The following is an 18,585-nucleotide window of genomic DNA, read 5'->3' on the forward strand; positions in this document are numbered from 1 at the left end:
TCGAGGTGTGCAATGTTCACTTCATGCGGGGTTGATAGATGTCGCGCAGCGTAGCGACTGCGGCGCTCAGGTCCGTTGCCCGATGTGCGTTGATGCTCCCCGCGTCAGCCGCTTGGGCCCGGGCCGTTTTCAGCTGCCCCTTGAGGTCCACTTCCAGATTGCGGATGGCTTGCACGATTTTTTTTGCTTGCATGTGCGGCTCGAGTTTCAGCCAAGCGTCGCCTGGGACTGCCGGCAGGCCGGCCGCGAAGCGCTCAAGCCGGTCCTGCGACCTAAGAGCGACTGCGCCAGCGCCCTTGAAGTCGAACGAATTGCTGACCGTCTCCAATGCTCTGGCGATCTGCGCTCGCTTCGTCAAGGGGTCGGCGACAATCGCTTTGGCCAGCTCTTTTTTTGCGTAGCTGACCGGTCGAAACGTCTGCAGAAGCACGCTGCTGATGCTCATGAGGGAGTGCACCTTGGGAAGGGAAAGTCATGCGACTATGCCCCGCATGCGTTCCGGCGGCTTTCAGAATCGCCGCGCGTCGCTTCCACCGTAGAGAAAGACCTCCATGAACTCCCGCACTCTCATTCTGCTTTGCCTGCTGGCTGCGCATCCCGCGCTTGCTCAATCCAATCGCCCGGCCCCGGCCGAAAGCCAGCCGTTGCGCGATGAAAGCGGCGTGGTACGCGCGCAGCCGCTGGCCGCCGGACGCGTGACCGGCAGCGTGGACATCGCCGTTCCGCTGGGCGAGACACCGGTGACGGTACGCTCGGTCACCCCCGCGAGTGCGTCGGGGCAGTACCGCATCCATTTCGCACATCTGGACGTCGACGGTGATGGCTTCATCAGCCGCGAAGAAGCGCAGGCCAATCCGTCGCTGGCCGACGAGTTCATCTCGCTGGACGTGAAGCGGCGCGGGAAGCTGGACCGGGACGATCTGGCGGGCTGGTTGCTGGACTGATGCAGAAGCCGCCGAGCATGGCTCGGCGCTACCGAGGCGTTCGCCTGCGTTGACGGCGTGCCGACGGTGCGTTCGCCTGCGTGACGGCGTACCGACGAGGCGTTCGCATGCATTGATGGCGTGCCGACGATGCGTTCGCCCGTGGCGACGCCGTGACGCCGAGCCGCGCTCGACGTCTGCCGCCGGACGAACCCGTCAGATACCCGCGGCGCGCTTCCAGAACAGCTGCAACAGCGGCGACAGCTTGCCCGTGCAGCCCAGCACGCGGCCACGCGCCAGGGTCAGGTGCAGCTCATCGTTGGAAAACATGCGGTTGATGCCATCGAAGCTGTAAGCCGCCACCGTATTGTCGCTGCGACGCTCACGCGCCCAGCGCTGCAGCCGTTGCGGCGACAGCTGCGGCTGCCCCCGACGCTGCACCGAGGGCGCAAGCCATCGCTGCAGGGCGGCGACGTCCCGCAGCCCCAGGTTGACGCCTTGCCCGGCCAGTGGATGGACGACGTGCGCGGCATCGCCCAGTGCCACCACGCGACCCGCCACGTAGTGACGGGCAAGCTGGCGACGCAGCGGGAATGCAGCGCGCGCTGACACCAGCCTCAGCTCACCCAGGCGCCCGCCGAAGGCACGCGTCAGCTCGCGGTTGAACACGGCCTCGTCCAGCTGCAGCACGCGCTCGGCGTCTGCATCCGGCAAGGTCCACACGATCGAACTGCGGTGTGCCGCCACCGGTAGCAGGGCCAATGGCCCCCCCGGCAGGAAGCGTTGCCATGCGGTGGCCTGGTTCGGCAGTTCGCTGTCGACGTACGCGACGACACCGCGCTGCTGGTAATCGTGCTGGTCCACCGTGATGCCGGCCAGCTGCCGCAGCGTGGATTCCGCTCCATCTGCCGCCACCGCCAGCGACGCCTCGATCCGGCGCCCATCATGCAGCCGAAGCCGCACGCCCTGCTCGTCCTGCTCCATGCCTTCCACGCGCGCAGGGCAATGCACCTCCACCCCCGCAGCAGGAAGCGCCGACCACAGGCGGTCCACCAGCAGTCCGTTCTCGACGATCCAGCCCAGTTCGCTGCGGCCAAAGCGGTCCGCGTCGAACAGCAGGTCGTCGCCGCCAGCGGCATCCCACACCTGCATGCGCCGGTACGGATGTGCGCGCCCACGGATGACCGACTCCCATACGCCCAGACGCTGCAGCAACTGCACGTTGTCCGCGGCGAAGGCAAACACGCGCAGATCCGGTTCGGTCGCCTGCCAGGGGGGCGGCTCACGCCCCTCGATCACGGCCACCGACAGGCCGACGTCGGCCAACGCCAGCGCGCAGGCGGCCCCTACGACGCCACCGCCGACGATCACCACATCGGTGCGGGGGCGGCGGCTCATGCGGCCTCCCCGCGGCACAGCCGGGGCACATCGCCACGGAAGCCCATCGCCCCCCCACCAACAGCGACTGCAACGAGGTCGCCTGCGTGGCCAGCAGGCCCAGGCTGCGCAATGGCCGCATCAGCGGTGCGTCGTTGCTGGTCAGACGGGCCAGCCCGCCGGAAAACGCAATGGTCTGCGCGCGGTCTTCCGCGCGACGCTGCGCATAGGACTGCAACAGCGCGTCACTGCCGGCGTCGCCGCCGTCTTCAAGCACCTCCGCCAGGGTCAGCGCATCGCGCAGGCCCAGGTTGAAGCCCTGCGCGCCGAGCGGGTGGATGGTCTGCGCAGCGTTACCGAGCAGCACGGCGCGTTCCCCCACCAGCGCGGCGGACAGGACCTGCCGCAGCGGATAAGCCGCCCGCGGACCGGACTCCAGCAGACGCCCGGCACGCCAGCCCACCGCCGCCTGCAGCCGTGCCAGCCAGGCCGCATCGTCCAGTGCCATGACCGCATCCGCATCGTCGCGCGCCACGCCATGGACCACGCCGAAATGGCGGTCACCGCGCGGCAACAGCGCGGTCGGGCCGGTATCGGTCAGCCGCTCCCACGCCGTGCCGTCCGGTGCGCGCTGGCTGCGCACGCGTGCAACAAACAGCGTCTGCTGGAAATCATGGTCTTCCGTGCCGATGCCCAACGCGGCGCGGACACCACTTGCGGTGCCGTCCGCACCCACGACAAGCCGCGCCAGCACTGTGTGTTCGCCGTCGTCATCCTGTACCCGCACCTGGCGATGGCCATCGACCACCTCGCCCAGCCCGAGGAAACGCGCCGGACGCCTGCGCACGAGCCCGGGCAGCTCCTGCAGCCGGGCCTCCAGCGCGTTGCCGAAATCACGCGCGACCACGACTTGGCCGAACCACGGCCGGCCATAGTCGGCCGCCGCCAGCTGCACGCGGCCGAAGTCCCCGGCGCGGCTGACATGGATGCGGGTGATCGGGCCCGGTGCGCTGCCCAGCTTCTGCATGACGCCCAGCGCGGTCAGCGCATTGACCGTGGCGGCGGCGAAGCTCAGGTTGCGCTGGTCGAATACCGTCGGCACTGCCGCTCCCGCACTGGCTTCCAGCAGGCAGGCACTGCGGCCGATCCGCTGCAGGGCAATGGCCAGGCTGGCACCCACCAGGCCGCCGCCGACGATCAGGACATCAACACGTTCGCTCATGGGTCAATGATACGCGTTCGGGTGGTGCCGCCGGCCGCTGGCCGGCCCCAGCGCCGGGGTGCCCATGCGGTCTAGAATGGGCCTCGTTCACCTTTCCGTGCGTGCCCTGCCATGACCCCCACCGTGCACCGCGCTCTTGCGCTGACCTGCCTCGTGCTGCTGATGGCCGCCACCCGGGTGAATCATTTTGCCGCCATCCCCGATGCGTCGTGGGCGGTCTTCTTCATCGGAGGCTTTTACCTGCGCAGCTGGACGCGCTGGGCCTTCCCCCTGCTGATGGGCTTGGCGGTGGTGGTGGACTGGCTGGTGATCCGCCGCCTCGGGCTGGATTTCTGGCAGCACTACTGCGTATCGCCCGGTTACTGGATGCTGCTGCCGGCGTACTTCGCCCTATGGGCCGGCGGCATGCTGCTGGAACGGGGTTACCAGGGCGCCACCTGGCCGGCGCTGGCCAAGACGATGCTGCTGGTGGTCGCCGCTGTCGCGGTCTGCCACCTGTTCGCGCAGGGCGGCTTCTACTGGACCACCCGCAACGTGGCCGAGCCGACGCTGGGCGGCTGGATGAAGAACTACGCTGACTGGTTCGGCCCCTACCTGGGTACCACCGCCCTGTATGTCGGCCTGGCTGCCGCCCTGCAGCTTGCGCTGGAACAGGTTGGCAAGCTGCGCCAGACCCAGCGCGACGTGCAGGGCTGAGGCGGCGATGGGCAATCGTCTGTCCCGCATCTATACCCGCACCGGCGATGACGGCAGCACCGGGCTCGGCGATGGCAGCCGGGTCGGCAAGGACGATGCGCGGGTTGCCGCCTTCGGCACGGTCGACGAAGCCAATTCCGCGCTGGGCGTCCTGCTGGCTGTGCCGCTGCCGACCGAAGTGCAGTCGCTTCTGGTCCGCCTGCAGCACCAGTTGTTCGACCTCGGCGGCGAGCTCTGCATCCCCGGCCATGCCGCGATCACCGACGACGACGTCACCGCGCTCGAGCAGCAGTTGGATCACTTCAACGCCGACCTGCCGGTGCTGAAGGAGTTCATCCTGCCGGCCGGCGGGGAAGCGGCCGCACGCTGCCACCTGGCACGCACCATCGTGCGCCGGGCCGAGCGCGAGACCGTGGCCTTGTCCCGCCACGAGACCGTCAGACCCCAGGCGCTGCAGTACCTCAACCGGCTCTCCGACCTGCTGTTCGTGATGGCCCGTGTACTGGCCCGTGCCGATGGCCACGGCGAAGTGCTCTGGCAGCACGCGCGTCGCCACGCCTGACTCCACCCGGACCCCTTCGCCCATGCTGGTTTTCACCCACCCTTCCTGCCTGCAGCACGACCCCGGTGCGGACCATCCCGAATCCCCCCAGCGACTGCGCGTGGTGCTGGACGCCCTGCGCAGCGCGTTCCCCGACCAGCTCGATTGGCGCGAAGCGCCGACGGCCAAGCGCGGCGATCTTGCCCGGGTACATGACAGCAGCCTGATCGATCTGGTGCTGCAGCCGCAGACCGCCGATCTGCGCCAGATCGACCTGGATACGCGCACCTCGCCCGGCTCGGCCGCTGCCGCGCTGCATGCCGCCGGGGCCGGCGTGGCGGCGGTGGATGCGGTGATGCGCGGCGAAGACACGCTGGCCTTCTGCGCGGTACGCCCACCGGGCCACCACGCTACCGCCACGACGGCGATGGGCTTCTGCCTGCTCAACAACATTGCCGTCGCCGCAGCCCATGCGCGTGACCGCCATGGCCTGGAACGCATCGCGGTCGTCGATTTCGACGTGCACCACGGCAACGGCACCCAGGACATCTTCCAGCTTGATCCGCGGGTGGCTTACTACAGCACCCACCAGGCCGGCCTGTTTCCCGAATCCGGCCTGCGCCGCGACCGTGGCGCCGGCAACCTGTTGAACATCCTGCTGCCCCCGGGTAGCGGCAGCCTGCGCTTCCGCAATGTCTGGGTCGAAGAGATGCTGCCGGCCATTGACGATTTCCGCCCACAGCTGGTCCTGGTCTCGGCCGGTTTCGATGCCCACCTGCGCGATCCACAGGCCGACCTGATGCTGGAAGCCGAGGATTTTGCCTGGATCACCACCGAGCTTCATGCGCTGGCGCGCCGCCATGCGGCCGGCCGCCTGGTGTCGATGCTGGAAGGCGGCTACGACCTGCAGGCCCTGGCCGAGTCCAGCGTGGCCCATGTCGGCAGCCTGTTGGACGGTGCCGGAGCGGCCGGCCGATGAACCCGAGCCGCCGATCATGAGTCGCCTTCATTGCCCCTATGCAAGGGATGGGGCAAGCTACGGATCGTTTTCGCCTGAACCATCACGCGTGCGCAAAGCTCTCCGCCTGCTGCCTCTCCCCCTCGGCATCGCCTTGTGCCTGCCGGCATTTGCCGATGACAAGCCACCGAACTGGGGGCTTTGCCCTGCGTCCGACGCGCTGCCCGCCTTTGGCGACGCGCCGCCGGCGGACAAGGCTGCCTCCGAAACCCGTACCGAACAGCCCACCGACATCGAAGGTGACGAGCTGTCCGGCACCTCGACGGTGCCGCAGTACGAGGGCAACGTCGCGCTGAAGCGCGGCGACCAGTTCCTCGGCACCGACCACCTGAGCTTCGATACCGAAACCGGCAATTACGTCGCCGAAGGTAACGTGCGCTACCAGGATTCCTCGATCCGGATGGTCGCCAAGCGCGCCGAAGGCAACCAGGAAGCCGACACCCACAAGATTTCTGACATCCAGTACCAACTGGTGTCACGCCGTGGCAACGGTGGCGCTGAATCGGTGGACCTGCAGGGTGCGGTCGGGCAGATGCATCGCTCCACCTACACCACCTGCGATCCCTCCCAGCCCATCTGGAAGCTGTCGGCGCCGCAGATCGAAGTGGACAACGATGCGGGCTTCGGTACCGCGCGCAATGCCGTGCTGCGCATCGGCAAGGTGCCGGTGCTGTGGGCACCGTACTTCAAGTTCCCGATCGATGACCGTCGACAGACCGGCCTGCTGTACCCGGAGCTCGGCCTGTCCGGGCGCAACGGCTTCGATTATGCGCAGCCGATCTACTTCAACCTGGCGCCGAACTACGACGACACCCTGACCCCGCGCTACATGAGCAAGCGCGGCCTGATGGTGGACAACGAGTTCCGCTACCTCTACGAAGGTGGCCGCGGCGAGCTGCGGACGGCCTACCTGCCCAACGACAAGCTGCGCGACAAGGACCGGGGCCGGGTCGAGTATTCCGGTTACCACAACTTCAACGCCAACTGGCAGGCACGCGCCGGGCTGGCCTGGGTCAGCGACGAACGCTACCTGGAAGACTTCGCCAACAGGCTGCTGGGCGTGACCGCGTCCAACCTGCAGAGCCAGGCCGGCATCTACGGCACCGGTGAAAACTGGACCGCCGGCCTGATGGCCGACTACTGGCAGTTGACCGATTACACGCTGACCGAAGAGTCGCTGCCCTACAACCGGCAGCCGCGCCTGTTCGGTACCTGGGAGCAGCCGATCCTGCCATGGCTGGAAGTGGGTGTGTACGCCGAAGCCGTGCGCTTCGACCGCGATGACATCAACTACAAGTTCGGCCCGGAGCAGGAATACGAGCGCAACGGCCTGAGCAAGCAGTCGTTCGGCGGCTCGCGGTTGGACATCAAACCGTATGTCACCATGCCGATCAGCGGTGCGGCCTGGTATGTCACCCCCACCCTGGCATGGCGCTATACCGGCTATGACCTGGAGCAGGGCCTGGCCGACCAGATCCGGGCCACCAACCTGGCCGATGCGGGCATCACCAACCCGACGCCGGATCAGCTGCGTGGCAACACCTCGCCGAACCGCAGCGTGCCGATCGCCAGCCTGGACGCGGGCATGTTCTTCGACCGCGAGACGACGATCGGCGACAAGCCGTACCTGCATACGCTGGAGCCGCGCCTGTTCTATCTGCGCACGCCCTACCGCGACCAGAGCGAGCTGCCGGTCTTCGATACCCGTGACTTCACCTTCAGCTGGGGCCAGTTGTTCCGCGATTCGCGCTATACCGGCGCCGACCGCCAGAACGATGCCAACCAGCTGACCATGGCCCTGAGCACGCGCTTCATCGACCAGACCAGCGGCCGCGAGCGCTTCTCGGCCAGCATCGGCCAGATCCTGTACTTCGACGATTCGCGCGTCACGCTGCCCAGCAGCCCCACGCCGGTGGAGCAGGGCAAGTCCGCATGGATCGCCGACACCAACTACATGATCAACGACCGCTGGAATCTGGGCGCCACCTACCAGTGGGATCCCAAGAACAAGCGCGAAGACCTGGCCAGCGTGCGTGCTCGCTACCTGATGTCCAACGACGGCATCGTCAACCTGACCTACCGTCATCGCATCAACCCGGATGGCAGCAACCTGCTCAAGCAGGGCGATCTGTCGTTCCTGTACCCGATCAATCCGCGCTGGAGCGTGGTGGGCCGGTATTACTATTCCATCGAAGACAGCAAGCCACTGGAAATCATCGGTGGCGTGCAGTGGGACAGCTGCTGCCTGGCCGTGCGTGCACTGGCCCGTCGCTACGTCCGCAATCGCGAAGGCGAACTCAATACCTCCTTCCAGCTCGAGTTCGTGCTGAAGGGCCTGAGCTCGCTGGGCCAGAACACGGACCGCACCTTGCGCCGTGCTATCCTCGGCTATAACCGCGACGACCTCTATCTCGTGCCCCCCAGCACCACCGGCGCGACCCGCGACGACTACGATCCGAATCTGATCCCATGACCAAAACCCTTCCCGTCCTACTCGCCTCCCTGCTGGCGGTGTCCACTGCGTCCGTGCCTTTCCAGGTACTGGCCCAGCAGACCCAGGCACTGGATCGCATCGCCGCCGTCGTCGATGAAGACGTCATCCTGCAGAGCGAACTGGACCGCGCACTGGCCAACATCAAGACCCAGTACGCCGGTCGCGAGAACCAGCTGCCGCCGGACGATGTGCTGAGCCGGCAGGTGCTGGAGCGGCTGGTGCTGGTCAAGCTGCAGGTGACGCGCGCTGAGGGCAGCGGCATCCGGGTATCGGACCAGGAACTCAACCAGGCCGTCGACTCGATCGCCCAGCAGAACGGTGGCACGGTCGAGCAGCTGCGCTCGCGCCTGGCTGCTGACAACATCGATTACGACGAGTTCCGCCGTTCGGTGCGTGACGAGATCATCGTCCAGCGCCTGCGCCAGAGCTATGCCCAGAGCCGCATCAGCGTCAGCGAAGGCGAAGTGGACGCAGCGCTCAAGCAGCAGGCCGTGGCCGGTACCCAGTACCACCTGGCGCACATCCTCATCGCGACCCCGGACGGTGCCGATGCCAACCAGATCGCCACCGGCCAGCAGAAGGCCGACGGCGTGAAGTCGTTGCTCGACAAGGGTGAGCTGGACTTCAACGCGGCGGCCGTCCGGTATTCGGACAGCCCCAATGCGCTGGAGGGCGGCGACCTCGGCTGGCGCTCGATGGACGAAATTCCGCAGGCCTTCCTGCAGGTGATGCAGGGCATGAAGGCCGGCGACGTGGTCGGCCCCCTGCGCGGCCCGAGCGGCTTCCAGCTGCTGAAGCTGGTGGAAGTGCGTGATGCCAACGCTGGCGGCGCTACCGGCCAGACCGTGACCGAATATCAGGCGCGTCACATCCTGGTGCGGGTGACCGATCAGCAGAACGATGCCGCCGCCAAGGCGAAGATCGATACGCTGCGCGCGCGCATCGTCGGCGGTGCCGATTTCCAGGCCGTGGCACGGGAAGCGTCCGAGGACAACAACAGCCGCGGCCAGGGCGGTGACCTGGGCTGGTTCCCGGTCGATGCCTTCGGCCCGGACTTCGGCCGCCAGGTCGAAGGCGTGGCCGACGGTGGCATCAGTGCGGCATTCCGCACCGACGCCGGCTGGCACATCGTGCAGCGCGTCGGCACCCGGCAGACCGACGTCGGCGTTGACAACCAGCGTGCGCAGATCCGCGAAACCATTGGCCGCCGCAAGCTGGAAGAAGAGTACAACCGCTTCCTGTCCGAGCTGCGTGGCGAAGCCTACGTGAGCTTCCGCAGTGGCGACCGGGCGGAAAGCACCGCCACGCCGCCCCAGTCCTGAGCCATGCTCCCCGAGCTCGCTCTGGTACCGGGCGAGCCCGCCGGGATCGGGCCGGAGCTCTGCATCCGTCTGATCCAGCAGCCGCGCACTGATTGCCGGCTGCTGGCGTTTGCCGACCCCGTCACCCTGCGTGCCGCGGCAACCGCCCTGTCCCTTCCGCTGCAGCTGCTGCCTGAAGAGGCGCACGCCTGCCGGCCCGGTGACCTGCGACTTCGCGCGATCCCCAACGCCACGACCAGTCAGTTCGGCATGGCCGACCCCCGCAATGCATCGGCGGTGATCGACGCCCTGCTGGGCGCGGGCCAGGCCTGCCTTGACGGCAGCCTGGAGGGCGTAGTGACCGGCCCGGTGCACAAGGCCGTGATCAACGAGGGCGGTATCGCCTACAGCGGCACGACCGAACTGCTGGCCGACCAGGCCGGCGTACGCGTGGTGATGATGCTGGCCAACCCCATCGTCCGGGTGGCCCTTGCCACGACCCACCTGCCCCTGCGCGCGGTCGCCGATGCGATCACCGCCGACACCCTCGAACATGCCCTGCGCACGCTGCACGCTGCCTTGCGGCGCGAGTTCGGCATCGCACGGCCGCGCATTGCCGTGCTGGGGCTGAACCCGCATGCGGGCGAAGACGGGCATCTGGGCCGGGAAGAGCTGGACCTGATGATTCCGCTGCTGCAGCGCCTGCGCGGCGAAGGCATGGAACTGATCGGACCGCTGCCGGCAGACACGGCCTTCCTTCCGGCCAAGCTGGCCGGGTTCGACAGCGTCCTGGCGATGTATCACGACCAGGGGCTGCCGGTGCTCAAATATTCCGGGTTCGAGCAGGCCGTGAACCTGACCCTTGGACTGCCCTACCCCCGTGTCGCGGTCGACCATGGCACGGCGCTGGACCTGGCCGGTCGCGGCATCGCCGACCCCTCCAGCCTGCAGGCGGCCACCACCCTGTGTGCGCAGCTCGCCCGGCAACGTAGACTTACGACATGAATCCGCATTCCCCCACTGGCCCGGCGTTCACCGCCCCGGCCAAGAAGCAGCTTGGCCAGCACTTCCTGGCCGACCGTCACTACATCGACAGCATCGTGCGCGCGGTCAATCCCAAGGACGGCGATCGTCTGGTGGAGATCGGGCCCGGCCAGGGTGCGATCACCCTGCCGCTGCTGCGCCAGCATCCAAAGCTGACCGTCATCGAGTTCGACCGCGATCTGATCGCACCGCTCACCGCCGCCGCCGAACCGCTGGGCGAGTTGACCATCATCCAGAGCGACGTGCTGCGGGTGGACTTCACCGCGCTCGCGCAGGCCGAGGGGGGCAGTGGGCAGATCCGCCTGGTGGGCAACCTGCCGTACAACATTTCCTCGCCGATCCTGTTCCATGCGCTGGACCATGCCGGCGTGGTGCGCGACATGCACTTCATGCTGCAGAAGGAAGTGGTCGACCGCATGGCCGCCGGCCCGGGCAGCAAGGTGTTCGGGCGCTTGAGCGTGATGCTGCAGGCGTACTGCGAAGTCACCTCGCTGTTCGACGTGCCGCCGGGCGCGTTCCGCCCGCCACCGAAGGTGGACTCGGCCGTGGTGCGGCTGGTGCCGCGTGATCCGGCGACGATCGGCATCAAAGACCGCAAGCGCTTCGCCGAGGTGGTCAAGGCCGCGTTCGGCCAGCGCCGCAAGACGCTGCGCAACGCCCTCAACAATGTGGTCACGGCCGAGCAGTTCATTGCGGCCGGAGTTCGCCCCGATGCCCGCGCCGAACAGCTGGAGGTGGCGGAATTCGTCGCCTTGGCCAATGCAAGCTGATTACACTGCCACGATGCACGACGAACCCTATGCAATGGACGTGGAAGTGGCCCCCCGCTTCCTCGATGACCAGTCCGCCCCCGAAGATGGACGCTTCGCGTTCGCCTATACCATCCGCATCCACAATCGCGGCGGCATCGCCGTGCGCCTGGTGGCACGCCACTGGCGCATCACCGATGCCAACGGCCACGTCGAACACGTGGACGGCGATGGCGTGGTCGGTGAGCAGCCCCGGCTGCGGCCGGGTGAAGACTTCCGTTACACCTCCGGTGTCATGCTCGGTACGGAGCACGGCACGATGCAGGGGCACTACGACATGGTGGCCGACGATGGCACCGAGTTCGCCGCCGACATCGCGCCCTTCGTATTGACCATTCCCCGAACCCTGCACTGACACGGAGGCCAGGCCATGAGTGTGTGGGCTATCGGCGACCTGCAGGGTTGCTACGACGTCACCCAGCGACTGCTGGAAAAGATCAACTTCGATCCATCACAGGACACCCTGTGGTTCGCCGGTGACCTGGTGAACCGGGGCGGCCAGTCACTGGAAACGCTGCGCCTGGTGCATTCCCTGCGCGAACACAGCGTCGTGGTGCTGGGCAACCACGACCTGTCGCTGCTGGCCGTTGGCGCGCGTTCCGAAGAGGAGCAGCGCAAGGTCAACCCGGACCTGCTGCGCGTGGTCACCGCCGAAGACCGCGACGTGCTGCTGGAATGGCTGCGCATGCAGAAACTGGTGCATACCGACCGCGAGCTGGGCTGGATGATGGTGCACGCTGGCCTCGCGCCGAAGTGGACCACGCAGATGGCGGAAAAGCATGCGCGCGAGGTGGAGCAGCAGCTGCACGGCAACGGCTATCGCAAACTGCTGCGCAACATGTATGGCGACAAGCCGATCTGGGCACCCAACCTGGCCGGCTATGATCGCTCCCGCGCGATCATCAACTTCTTTACCCGCATGCGGTACTGCACGCCGCGGGCACGCATCGGCATCGAAGACAAAGGCACGCCCGGCACCCAGGAGCAGGGGCTGTACCCCTGGTTCGAAGTACCCGGACGGGTGGAGCGCGACCTCAAGGTCGTCTGTGGCCACTGGTCCGCGTTGGGCCTGACCATCACCCAAGGCGTGCACGCCATCGATACCGGCGCGGTCTGGGGCGGCAAGTTGACCGCACTCCAGCTGGATACCGATGAACTGCGCGTGGTGCAGGTGCCGGGCCGCGACGTGCCCGCGCCCGTAGCCGGCGCACGGCCACCGCGTGCGCCCAAGCCCAAGCCGAGGCCGCCGTTGCAGGCACGTCAGGAGCCGGAGGAAGGCGAAGCTGCCGCGCAAGGGCAGCCGGTGGCCGGTGAGACCCGCACGCGGGGACCCCGCCGGCGTCGCGGTCGCGGCCGCGGCAATGGCGGCGGTGGCGCCGCCAGCCCTCCTCCGTCGGAATAATCGCACTTGCAACAACGCCGCCTTTCGGCGGCGTTGTTGTTTCAGTCAGTGCCCCAGCAAGGGATCATTTGCCGCCCAGTCGCTCCCACAGGAAGCTGTAAGCCAGCGCCTGCATGTGCGCGGCCTGCGCGTTGTTCGCTGCGCCGCCATGACCGCCTTCGATGTTCTCGTAGTAGGTCACGTCCTTGCCCGCATCGATCATCTTCGCCGCCATCTTGCGCGCGTGGCCCGGATGCACGCGGTCATCGCGCGTGGAGGTGGTGAACAACACCGGCGGGTACGTCTTCTTCGCATCGAACAGGTGATACGGCGAGAACGTCTTGATGTACTCCCAGTCGGCCGTGTCCGGATTGCCGTATTCGGCCATCCACGAGGCGCCCGCCAGCAGGTGGCTGTAGCGCTTCATGTCCAGCAGCGGCACCTGCACCACCACCGCACCGAACAGCTCCGGGTACTGGGTCAGCATGTTGCCGGTCAGCAGACCGCCGTTGCTGCCACCCTGCACGCCCAGGTGCGGTGCCGACGTGATCTTGCGGCTGACCAGGTCCTGCGCCACCGCGGCCATGTCTTCGTACGCCTTGTGACGGTTCTGCTTCAGCGCTGCCTGATGCCAGCGCGGACCGTACTCACCGCCACCACGGATGTTGGCGACCACGTACACGCCGCCCTTTTCCAGCCACGCCCGCCCCATGCCACCGGAGTAGTTCGGGGTCAGCGAGATCTCGAAACCGCCGTAGCCGTACAGCAGGGTCGGATTCGAGCCGTCGAGCTTCATGTCCTTGGCGTGCACCACGAAGTACGGCACGCGGGTGCCGTCCTTGCTGGTGGCGAAGTGCTGTTCGATCACCTTGCCTTCGGCATTGAAGAAGGCCGGCATCGTCTTCAGGACCTCCGGCTTCCGACCGATCTCGGCCAGCGCCAGCGTGGTCGGTGTCAGGTAGTCGGTGGCGGTCACCCACACCGCATCGCTGTCGTTGCTGTCCACTGCGCCGACGCCCAGCGTGCCGAAGGTCGGCGCGCCGACGAACGGGCTGGTCTTCCAGCCACCGGTGCCCGGCGTCAGCACGCTCAGGCGGTTCTTGACGTCGTCCAGCACGTTCAGCACCACGTGGTTCTTCGTCCACACCGCACCGGCCAGCGAGGTGGTGTCGGTCGGCGCGAACAGCACGTCGAAGTCACGCTTGCCTGCCAGGAAGCCATCCAGGCGGGTGGCCAGCAGCGAGCCCGCCGCATAGGTCCTGCCCCCCACCGTCCACGGCTCACGCAGCTCCAAGCTGAGCCACTGCTTGTGCAGACCCTTTTCAGCCGAGTTCGGGGCATCGATCTTGGTCAGTGTGCCATCGTCGCCCCGCAGGTACAGTTCGTTGTTGTAGAAGGCCAGTGTGCGGCTGACCAGATTGCGCTCGAAGCCGGGCGTATCGTCATGGAGGGCCGCGATGTACATGTCATCCGGCTTGCCCTCGTACACCACCTGCGCAGCGGACAGCGGCGTACCGCGCTTCCACAACTTCGCCACGCGCGGATAGCCGGAGCTAGTCATCGAACCATCGCCGAAATCGGTGTAGACGAACACGTTGTCGCGGTCGATCCAGCCCAGCCCGCCCTTGGATTCCGGGCGGAAGAAGCCGTCCTTGATCCAGCTGCGGTTGCCCAGGTCGAACTCGCGGGTGACATCGGCATCGGCACCGCCGCGCGACAGCGCGATCAGGCAGCGGTTGTACTCAGGACGCAGGCATTCGACGCCATGCCACACCCAGTTTTCGCCCTCGGCCTTGTTCAGCGCGTCCAGGTCGAGCACGGTTTCCCACTTCGGCGACGCCTTGCGGTACTCGGCCAGGGTAGTACGGCGCCACAGGCCGCGTTCGTGCTGGGCGTCCTTCCAGAAGTTGTAGTAGTACTCGCCGATCTTTTCCACGCCGGGGATCTTGGCGTCCGAATCGAGCACTTCGCGGATGCTGGCTTCCATCTGCCGGAAGGCCGGGGTCTGCGCAAGGCGCCCTTCGGATTTCGCGTTCTGTTCCTTCACCCAGGCCAGCGGCTTGTCGCCGGCGACGTCTTCCAGCCAGGCGTAGCGGTCGTCGGAAGCCGGTTCAGCGGCCATGGCGGTCCCCGCCGAGGCGGTGGTCATCATGCCGGCCAGCAGGCAGGCGGAAGCGAGTCGTGACATTGCGGTTCCAGGCAGTCATAAGCTGCAGAACGCTAGCACAGCGTCGCGCCACCGCTCCTGTGTCGAAGGTCAGGCCACCCGCGGCTGGCGGTGGCCACGTCGCCGGGCCTGCGGGCGATGGCGCGACGTCCAACGGGGCAGCGGGAAGCGCAGCAGGGCCCACCACGCGGTCAGCGGCATGGCCAGCAGCCAGAGCGGCAGCCAACCCAGCCACGCGCTGCTGCCGCGCGCTGCGGGCCAGACGACCACCAGCGCCAGACCGGCCAGGGCCACATGCCTGACGCAGCGCAGCAGGCGGGGATCGACCGCTTCGGCCTTCCGGCGGGGGGGAGCGGGATTCATCTTCGACATGGCGTTCTCCGGCATAGGGGGGTGTCCAGGCGCCGACTGTGCCCGTGTCGTTTCTCACTGGCTGCGACATCCATCGGTCAGACACCATTGACGAATCCCTCGCGCGCATTCGACCATGCTTGCGCAAGCCCTCCTGGAGCCCGCTGCCTCATGCCGTCGATCCGCCCGCTTTGTATCGTCCTGCTCACCACCCTGATCGTCGGGCCGGGTTGTGCCATGTTCCGTTCGAGCGCGTCCAGCGCCCCGGAGCCCACCGAAACCGTTGACGCCAGCGCGTTGGGAGCGCCGATCAACCTGAAGCGCTTCATGGGCACCTGGTATGTGATCGGGCGCGTGCCCAATTTCATCGAGCGCGGGCATGTGGCCAGCGTCAATGAGTACACCCTGCGCGAGCCGCAGAAGATAGGCATCACCTACCGCTACCGCGATGGCTTCGGCGAACCCGTGCAGGAGATCCAGGCGCGGGCCTCTGTCGATGAAGACAGCGGCAACCACAACTGGCGCACCTGGTTCTATCGCGTGGTCCCCACGCATTCGCGGGTGCTGGAAGTCGCGCCGGACTACTCCTGGGCGCTGGTCGGGTATCCGGGCCGCGAAATGGCGTGGATCTTCGCGCGCAAGCCGGAAATGGAAAACGCCCTGTACAAGCAGCTGGCCGAGCGCCTACGCGACGAATACGGGGTGAACACCGACAAGCTCAAGCGCGTGCCGCAGCAACGCAGCCAGGTCGACCGCCTGGGTTACGAGGTCCCCAACAAGCGCTGAGCGCCCCCGCAGGATCCACGGTAGAGCCGACGGTAGAGCCGACTTCACTCGGCTGCCCTCCACCAAGCCCGAGGTAGAGCCGACTTCAGTCGGCTGCCCTGCACCAAGCCCGAGGTAGAGCCGACTTCAGTCGGCTGCCCTCCACCAAGCCCCAGGTAGAGCCGACTTCAGTCGGCTGCCCTGCGTTGACACCAGCCGACTGAAGTCGGCTCTACCCGAGCGCTACCCGAGTGCTTCTTGTGGCCGGACTGGCGCTGGCATGTGCAACGCGCGCAAGTGCGCCTTCCCTGAAGACGTCGATCCGGCCGGGATTCAGCGCGATGCCCACCACCGCCATGGTCGGCGGAATCGGCACGATCAGGAGAAAGAAGAAGGGCACCCAGCAACGCTGAGCGTTGCGAGCGCGATGCCCTCCGCACTGCCGCGGCGAAGCATAGGACTACTGCCCCACTGTCGTAATAAGTGCCGCAGTGCGCGACAGCATCAGACGCGAAACCCGAGGATCTGGCTGTCGAGCAGTGATGCTGCCCGACAAAAAATTTCTTCTGGAGACCATCGTGAAGCATTTACTACTCGCGGCCGCAATCACTGTTGTCCTTTCCACGAACACCGTCCATGCGACGGAGCCCGTCGCTGCCCACCACGGTCTGCTTGACCTGGCGCAGTTACAGGTCCTGCTCGGCCTGGAGAATCCGCACCCGACTGCGGGCTCCAGCCCGGACCAATCAATCGTCTGGTTAACCGACAGCGCATTGGCCCACGCCGACCGCCGTGCCACGGCAGTGGACGCCTACCGACGCGGCCACCCGGTCGCTGTGCTGCGGCAGGATCAGGACGCCGCAGTGGATACCGTGCTGCACGGTATCTTTGGCCTCTCATCTTCGGCCGCACTGACGATCTACGTGCGAGATCCAGACGGTTCACCCCACCTGCATACGGTGGCGGAGCTCCCGGAGTCGATTGGCGATCGTCAGCAGCTTGCGCGCACCCTCATCGAAAGCATCGACACCGCGTCCAAGGCGCTGCGCGGACCTGGGCCGTCGACGGCGGCTCCCTCCACCGATGGCGCAGAACTCGTCGCCCTGCCCGTCATGGTCTTCACCGAAACACAGTACGCGTCAACCGGCAATGGCGCCTTCGTCACAGTGCGCGGCGAGATCGTGCGTGATAGCGGCCGCGCCCACGACGCCTTGGTAGTGAGCGCGAAATCGACCCACAACCTGAAGCCCCATGACAACGGGAAGTCCGGCCCAAGCATCGTCGTTCCAGGCAAGTACGAGTACTTTCTCCGCCTGTTCACCCCGGACAACACCGGGGCCCTGCCCAAGCTCAGTGAATCACGGCCGGCCAGCTCACCATCAACCGACCTGAACATCAGCGAGTCGCACACCACCACGACCAGTTACGGTTTCGGACTGAGTCGCGAGGTGAGCGCGGGCTTGAACAAAGAGGGTCCCTCCGTGGGGGCGAAAGCGGCCTTCAGCTTTGACTTTTCGCGCTCTTACAGCACAACCAACGCATTGTCCTTCACCGTAAAGGACTACTCGATCGGCGCCAATGCGGTGCAGACTCCAGCCCAGACCTCGCGCGTCTACTGGCAGATGCCATTGGCTTCAGTGATCGCCTCCAAGGCGGATTACTTCGGCAGGTCGCCGAGTGAAAGCAAAATGACGGCGTCAATGCGGCAGGTGACCGCCGAGGGGAGCGCGGTCTGGTTGATCCCCGGCACGTACGCCGGCACGATGAGCCTGTCCGCCGGCGGAAAAATCGACAACCTTGGGTTCGACGGCTCTGCCATAGATCACAAGCCCGATCCATACCTTCAGCCCACTGCCTCGGTGAGCATCCGTGCGGACTCGCCTTACCTCACACGCGAAGTGACCGTCTTCATCCAGTCAAAAGCGGGCAACGGCGGCTGCCTGCGCGATGAACACGGCGTTGTGGTCCTGCGCCAGTGCCCGGATGTTGCACAGGACAACTGGATCGAAGACCTGCATGCACAGTGGCAACTGGATACCCAGGGCCGCTACTTCAATCGGGGCTCGAAGATGTGCATGCGGATCCTCACCTCGGGCTTGGCGCCAGGCGGAGGCGGGGAGATCGTGATGCAGAACTGTTCGCTCAACCGCGACCAGCAATGGGAATGGCACACCGACCGTATCTATACCAAGCACGGGGATGGTCAATCGGAATGGCGCATGTTCGTCGGGCCGGGCGACATCGTCGGCGTGCGCACGACCGGCAAACCGGAGTACCAGCCCATTCCTTTCAACGTCAACCATGCATTGCTCAAGCCATGGTCCAGTTACCCCAGAAAGCCGGGGAGCACTGACTTCGTCCCGAAGTTGGGTGACCTCGGTCCCAACGATCCGATATCGGACGAAACGAAACTACTGGGCCCGCCGTTGGTGGAAGAACGCTGGGAACTGATCGTGCTGCGCCAGTCATTGCACCGCTGAGCGCGGGCTGCACACC

General features: G+C 66.5%; 16 protein-coding genes and 2 pseudogenes. 12 read left to right on the plus strand and 6 right to left on the minus strand.

What is annotated here, in order from left to right; all coding sequences use genetic code 11:
- Positions 1-16: 16 nt before the first annotated feature.
- A complete protein-coding gene (locus ICJ04_RS15245; RefSeq protein WP_188325020.1) occupies positions 17-445 on the minus strand; it encodes a hypothetical protein in 429 nt (142 codons plus the stop codon).
- Positions 446-551: 106 nt separating this feature from the next.
- Between ICJ04_RS15245 and ICJ04_RS15250 the strand changes: the two genes are divergently transcribed.
- Positions 552-944: an EF-hand domain-containing protein gene (locus ICJ04_RS15250; protein WP_188325021.1), complete on the plus strand. Its 393-nt coding sequence runs from the start codon at positions 552-554 to the stop codon at positions 942-944.
- Positions 945-1,139: 195 nt separating this feature from the next.
- Here the strand turns inward: ICJ04_RS15250 and ICJ04_RS15255 are convergent, their stop codons facing one another.
- The 3 genes and pseudogenes from ICJ04_RS15255 to ubiH form a co-directional block, all read right to left on the minus strand.
- A complete protein-coding gene (locus ICJ04_RS15255; protein ID WP_240008898.1) occupies positions 1,140-2,294 on the minus strand; it encodes a UbiH/UbiF family hydroxylase in 1,155 nt (384 codons plus the stop codon).
- Positions 2,239-2,352, minus strand: a pseudogene (locus tag ICJ04_RS18460) (hypothetical protein); the annotation flags it as partial. The gene ICJ04_RS15255 and the pseudogene ICJ04_RS18460, both read right to left, overlap by 56 nt.
- A pseudogene (gene ubiH / locus ICJ04_RS15260) lies at positions 2,318-3,522 on the minus strand (2-octaprenyl-6-methoxyphenyl hydroxylase). The pseudogenes ubiH and ICJ04_RS18460, both read right to left, overlap by 35 nt.
- Before the next feature lie 111 nt (positions 3,523-3,633).
- On the opposite strand from ubiH, the gene ICJ04_RS15265 reads away from it, so the two are divergent.
- From ICJ04_RS15265 to ICJ04_RS15305, 9 genes are all read left to right on the plus strand, one after another.
- A complete protein-coding gene (locus ICJ04_RS15265) occupies positions 3,634-4,218 on the plus strand; it encodes a hypothetical protein (protein ID WP_188325023.1) in 585 nt (194 codons plus the stop codon).
- Positions 4,219-4,225: 7 nt separating this feature from the next.
- A complete protein-coding gene (locus ICJ04_RS15270) occupies positions 4,226-4,780 on the plus strand; it encodes a cob(I)yrinic acid a,c-diamide adenosyltransferase (RefSeq protein ID WP_188325024.1) in 555 nt (184 codons plus the stop codon).
- 22 nt (positions 4,781-4,802) lie between these two features.
- Positions 4,803-5,738, plus strand: a complete 936-nt coding sequence (locus ICJ04_RS15275; protein WP_188325025.1) for a histone deacetylase family protein — start codon at positions 4,803-4,805, stop codon at positions 5,736-5,738.
- Positions 5,739-5,826: 88 nt separating this feature from the next.
- Complete coding sequence (lptD, locus tag ICJ04_RS15280; protein ID WP_188325026.1) at positions 5,827-8,250, plus strand: LPS-assembly protein LptD; 2,424 nt, start codon at positions 5,827-5,829, stop codon at positions 8,248-8,250.
- Complete coding sequence (locus tag ICJ04_RS15285) at positions 8,247-9,593, plus strand: peptidylprolyl isomerase (RefSeq protein ID WP_188325027.1); 1,347 nt, start codon at positions 8,247-8,249, stop codon at positions 9,591-9,593. Before lptD ends, ICJ04_RS15285 begins: the two co-directional genes overlap by 4 nt.
- A 3-nt stretch (positions 9,594-9,596) precedes the next feature.
- Positions 9,597-10,577 (plus strand): 4-hydroxythreonine-4-phosphate dehydrogenase PdxA, encoded by a 981-nt coding sequence (gene pdxA / locus ICJ04_RS15290; RefSeq protein WP_188325028.1) that lies wholly within the window; start codon positions 9,597-9,599, stop codon positions 10,575-10,577.
- The gene (gene rsmA, locus ICJ04_RS15295) at positions 10,574-11,386 is read left to right on the plus strand and encodes a 16S rRNA (adenine(1518)-N(6)/adenine(1519)-N(6))-dimethyltransferase RsmA (protein ID WP_188325029.1); all 813 of its coding nucleotides are present in this window, start codon (positions 10,574-10,576) and stop codon (positions 11,384-11,386) included. The genes pdxA and rsmA overlap by 4 nt, the downstream gene beginning before the upstream one ends.
- Before the next feature lie 13 nt (positions 11,387-11,399).
- Positions 11,400-11,780 carry a Co2+/Mg2+ efflux protein ApaG gene (apaG, locus tag ICJ04_RS15300; protein ID WP_188325030.1) on the plus strand — a complete coding sequence of 127 codons (381 nt, stop codon included), beginning with the start codon at positions 11,400-11,402 and terminating at the stop codon, positions 11,778-11,780.
- Between the two features lie 15 nt (positions 11,781-11,795).
- Positions 11,796-12,827, plus strand: a complete 1,032-nt coding sequence (locus tag ICJ04_RS15305; protein WP_188325031.1) for a symmetrical bis(5'-nucleosyl)-tetraphosphatase — start codon at positions 11,796-11,798, stop codon at positions 12,825-12,827.
- 64 nt (positions 12,828-12,891) lie between these two features.
- Here ICJ04_RS15305 and ICJ04_RS15310 read toward each other — a convergent pair whose 3' ends face one another.
- Together ICJ04_RS15310 and ICJ04_RS15315 are read right to left on the minus strand one after the other, a co-directional pair.
- On the minus strand, positions 12,892-14,994 hold the full coding sequence (locus ICJ04_RS15310) for a prolyl oligopeptidase family serine peptidase (RefSeq protein WP_188325032.1): 2,103 nt from the start codon (positions 14,992-14,994) through the stop codon (positions 12,892-12,894).
- A 69-nt stretch (positions 14,995-15,063) separates the two neighbouring features.
- Complete coding sequence (locus tag ICJ04_RS15315; protein WP_188325033.1) at positions 15,064-15,345, minus strand: hypothetical protein; 282 nt, start codon at positions 15,343-15,345, stop codon at positions 15,064-15,066.
- 150 nt (positions 15,346-15,495) lie between these two features.
- Here ICJ04_RS15315 and ICJ04_RS15320 point away from each other — a divergent pair, with 150 nt between their 5' ends.
- Positions 15,496-16,110 (plus strand): lipocalin family protein, encoded by a 615-nt coding sequence (locus ICJ04_RS15320; protein ID WP_188325034.1) that lies wholly within the window; start codon positions 15,496-15,498, stop codon positions 16,108-16,110.
- Between the two features lie 521 nt (positions 16,111-16,631).
- Positions 16,632-18,569 (plus strand): hypothetical protein, encoded by a 1,938-nt coding sequence (locus ICJ04_RS15325; RefSeq protein WP_188325035.1) that lies wholly within the window; start codon positions 16,632-16,634, stop codon positions 18,567-18,569.
- Positions 18,570-18,585 lie beyond the last annotated feature (16 nt).

The sequence above is a fragment of the Stenotrophomonas sp. 169 genome, from assembly GCF_014621775.1.
Classification (GTDB): Bacteria; Pseudomonadota; Gammaproteobacteria; order Xanthomonadales; family Xanthomonadaceae; genus Stenotrophomonas.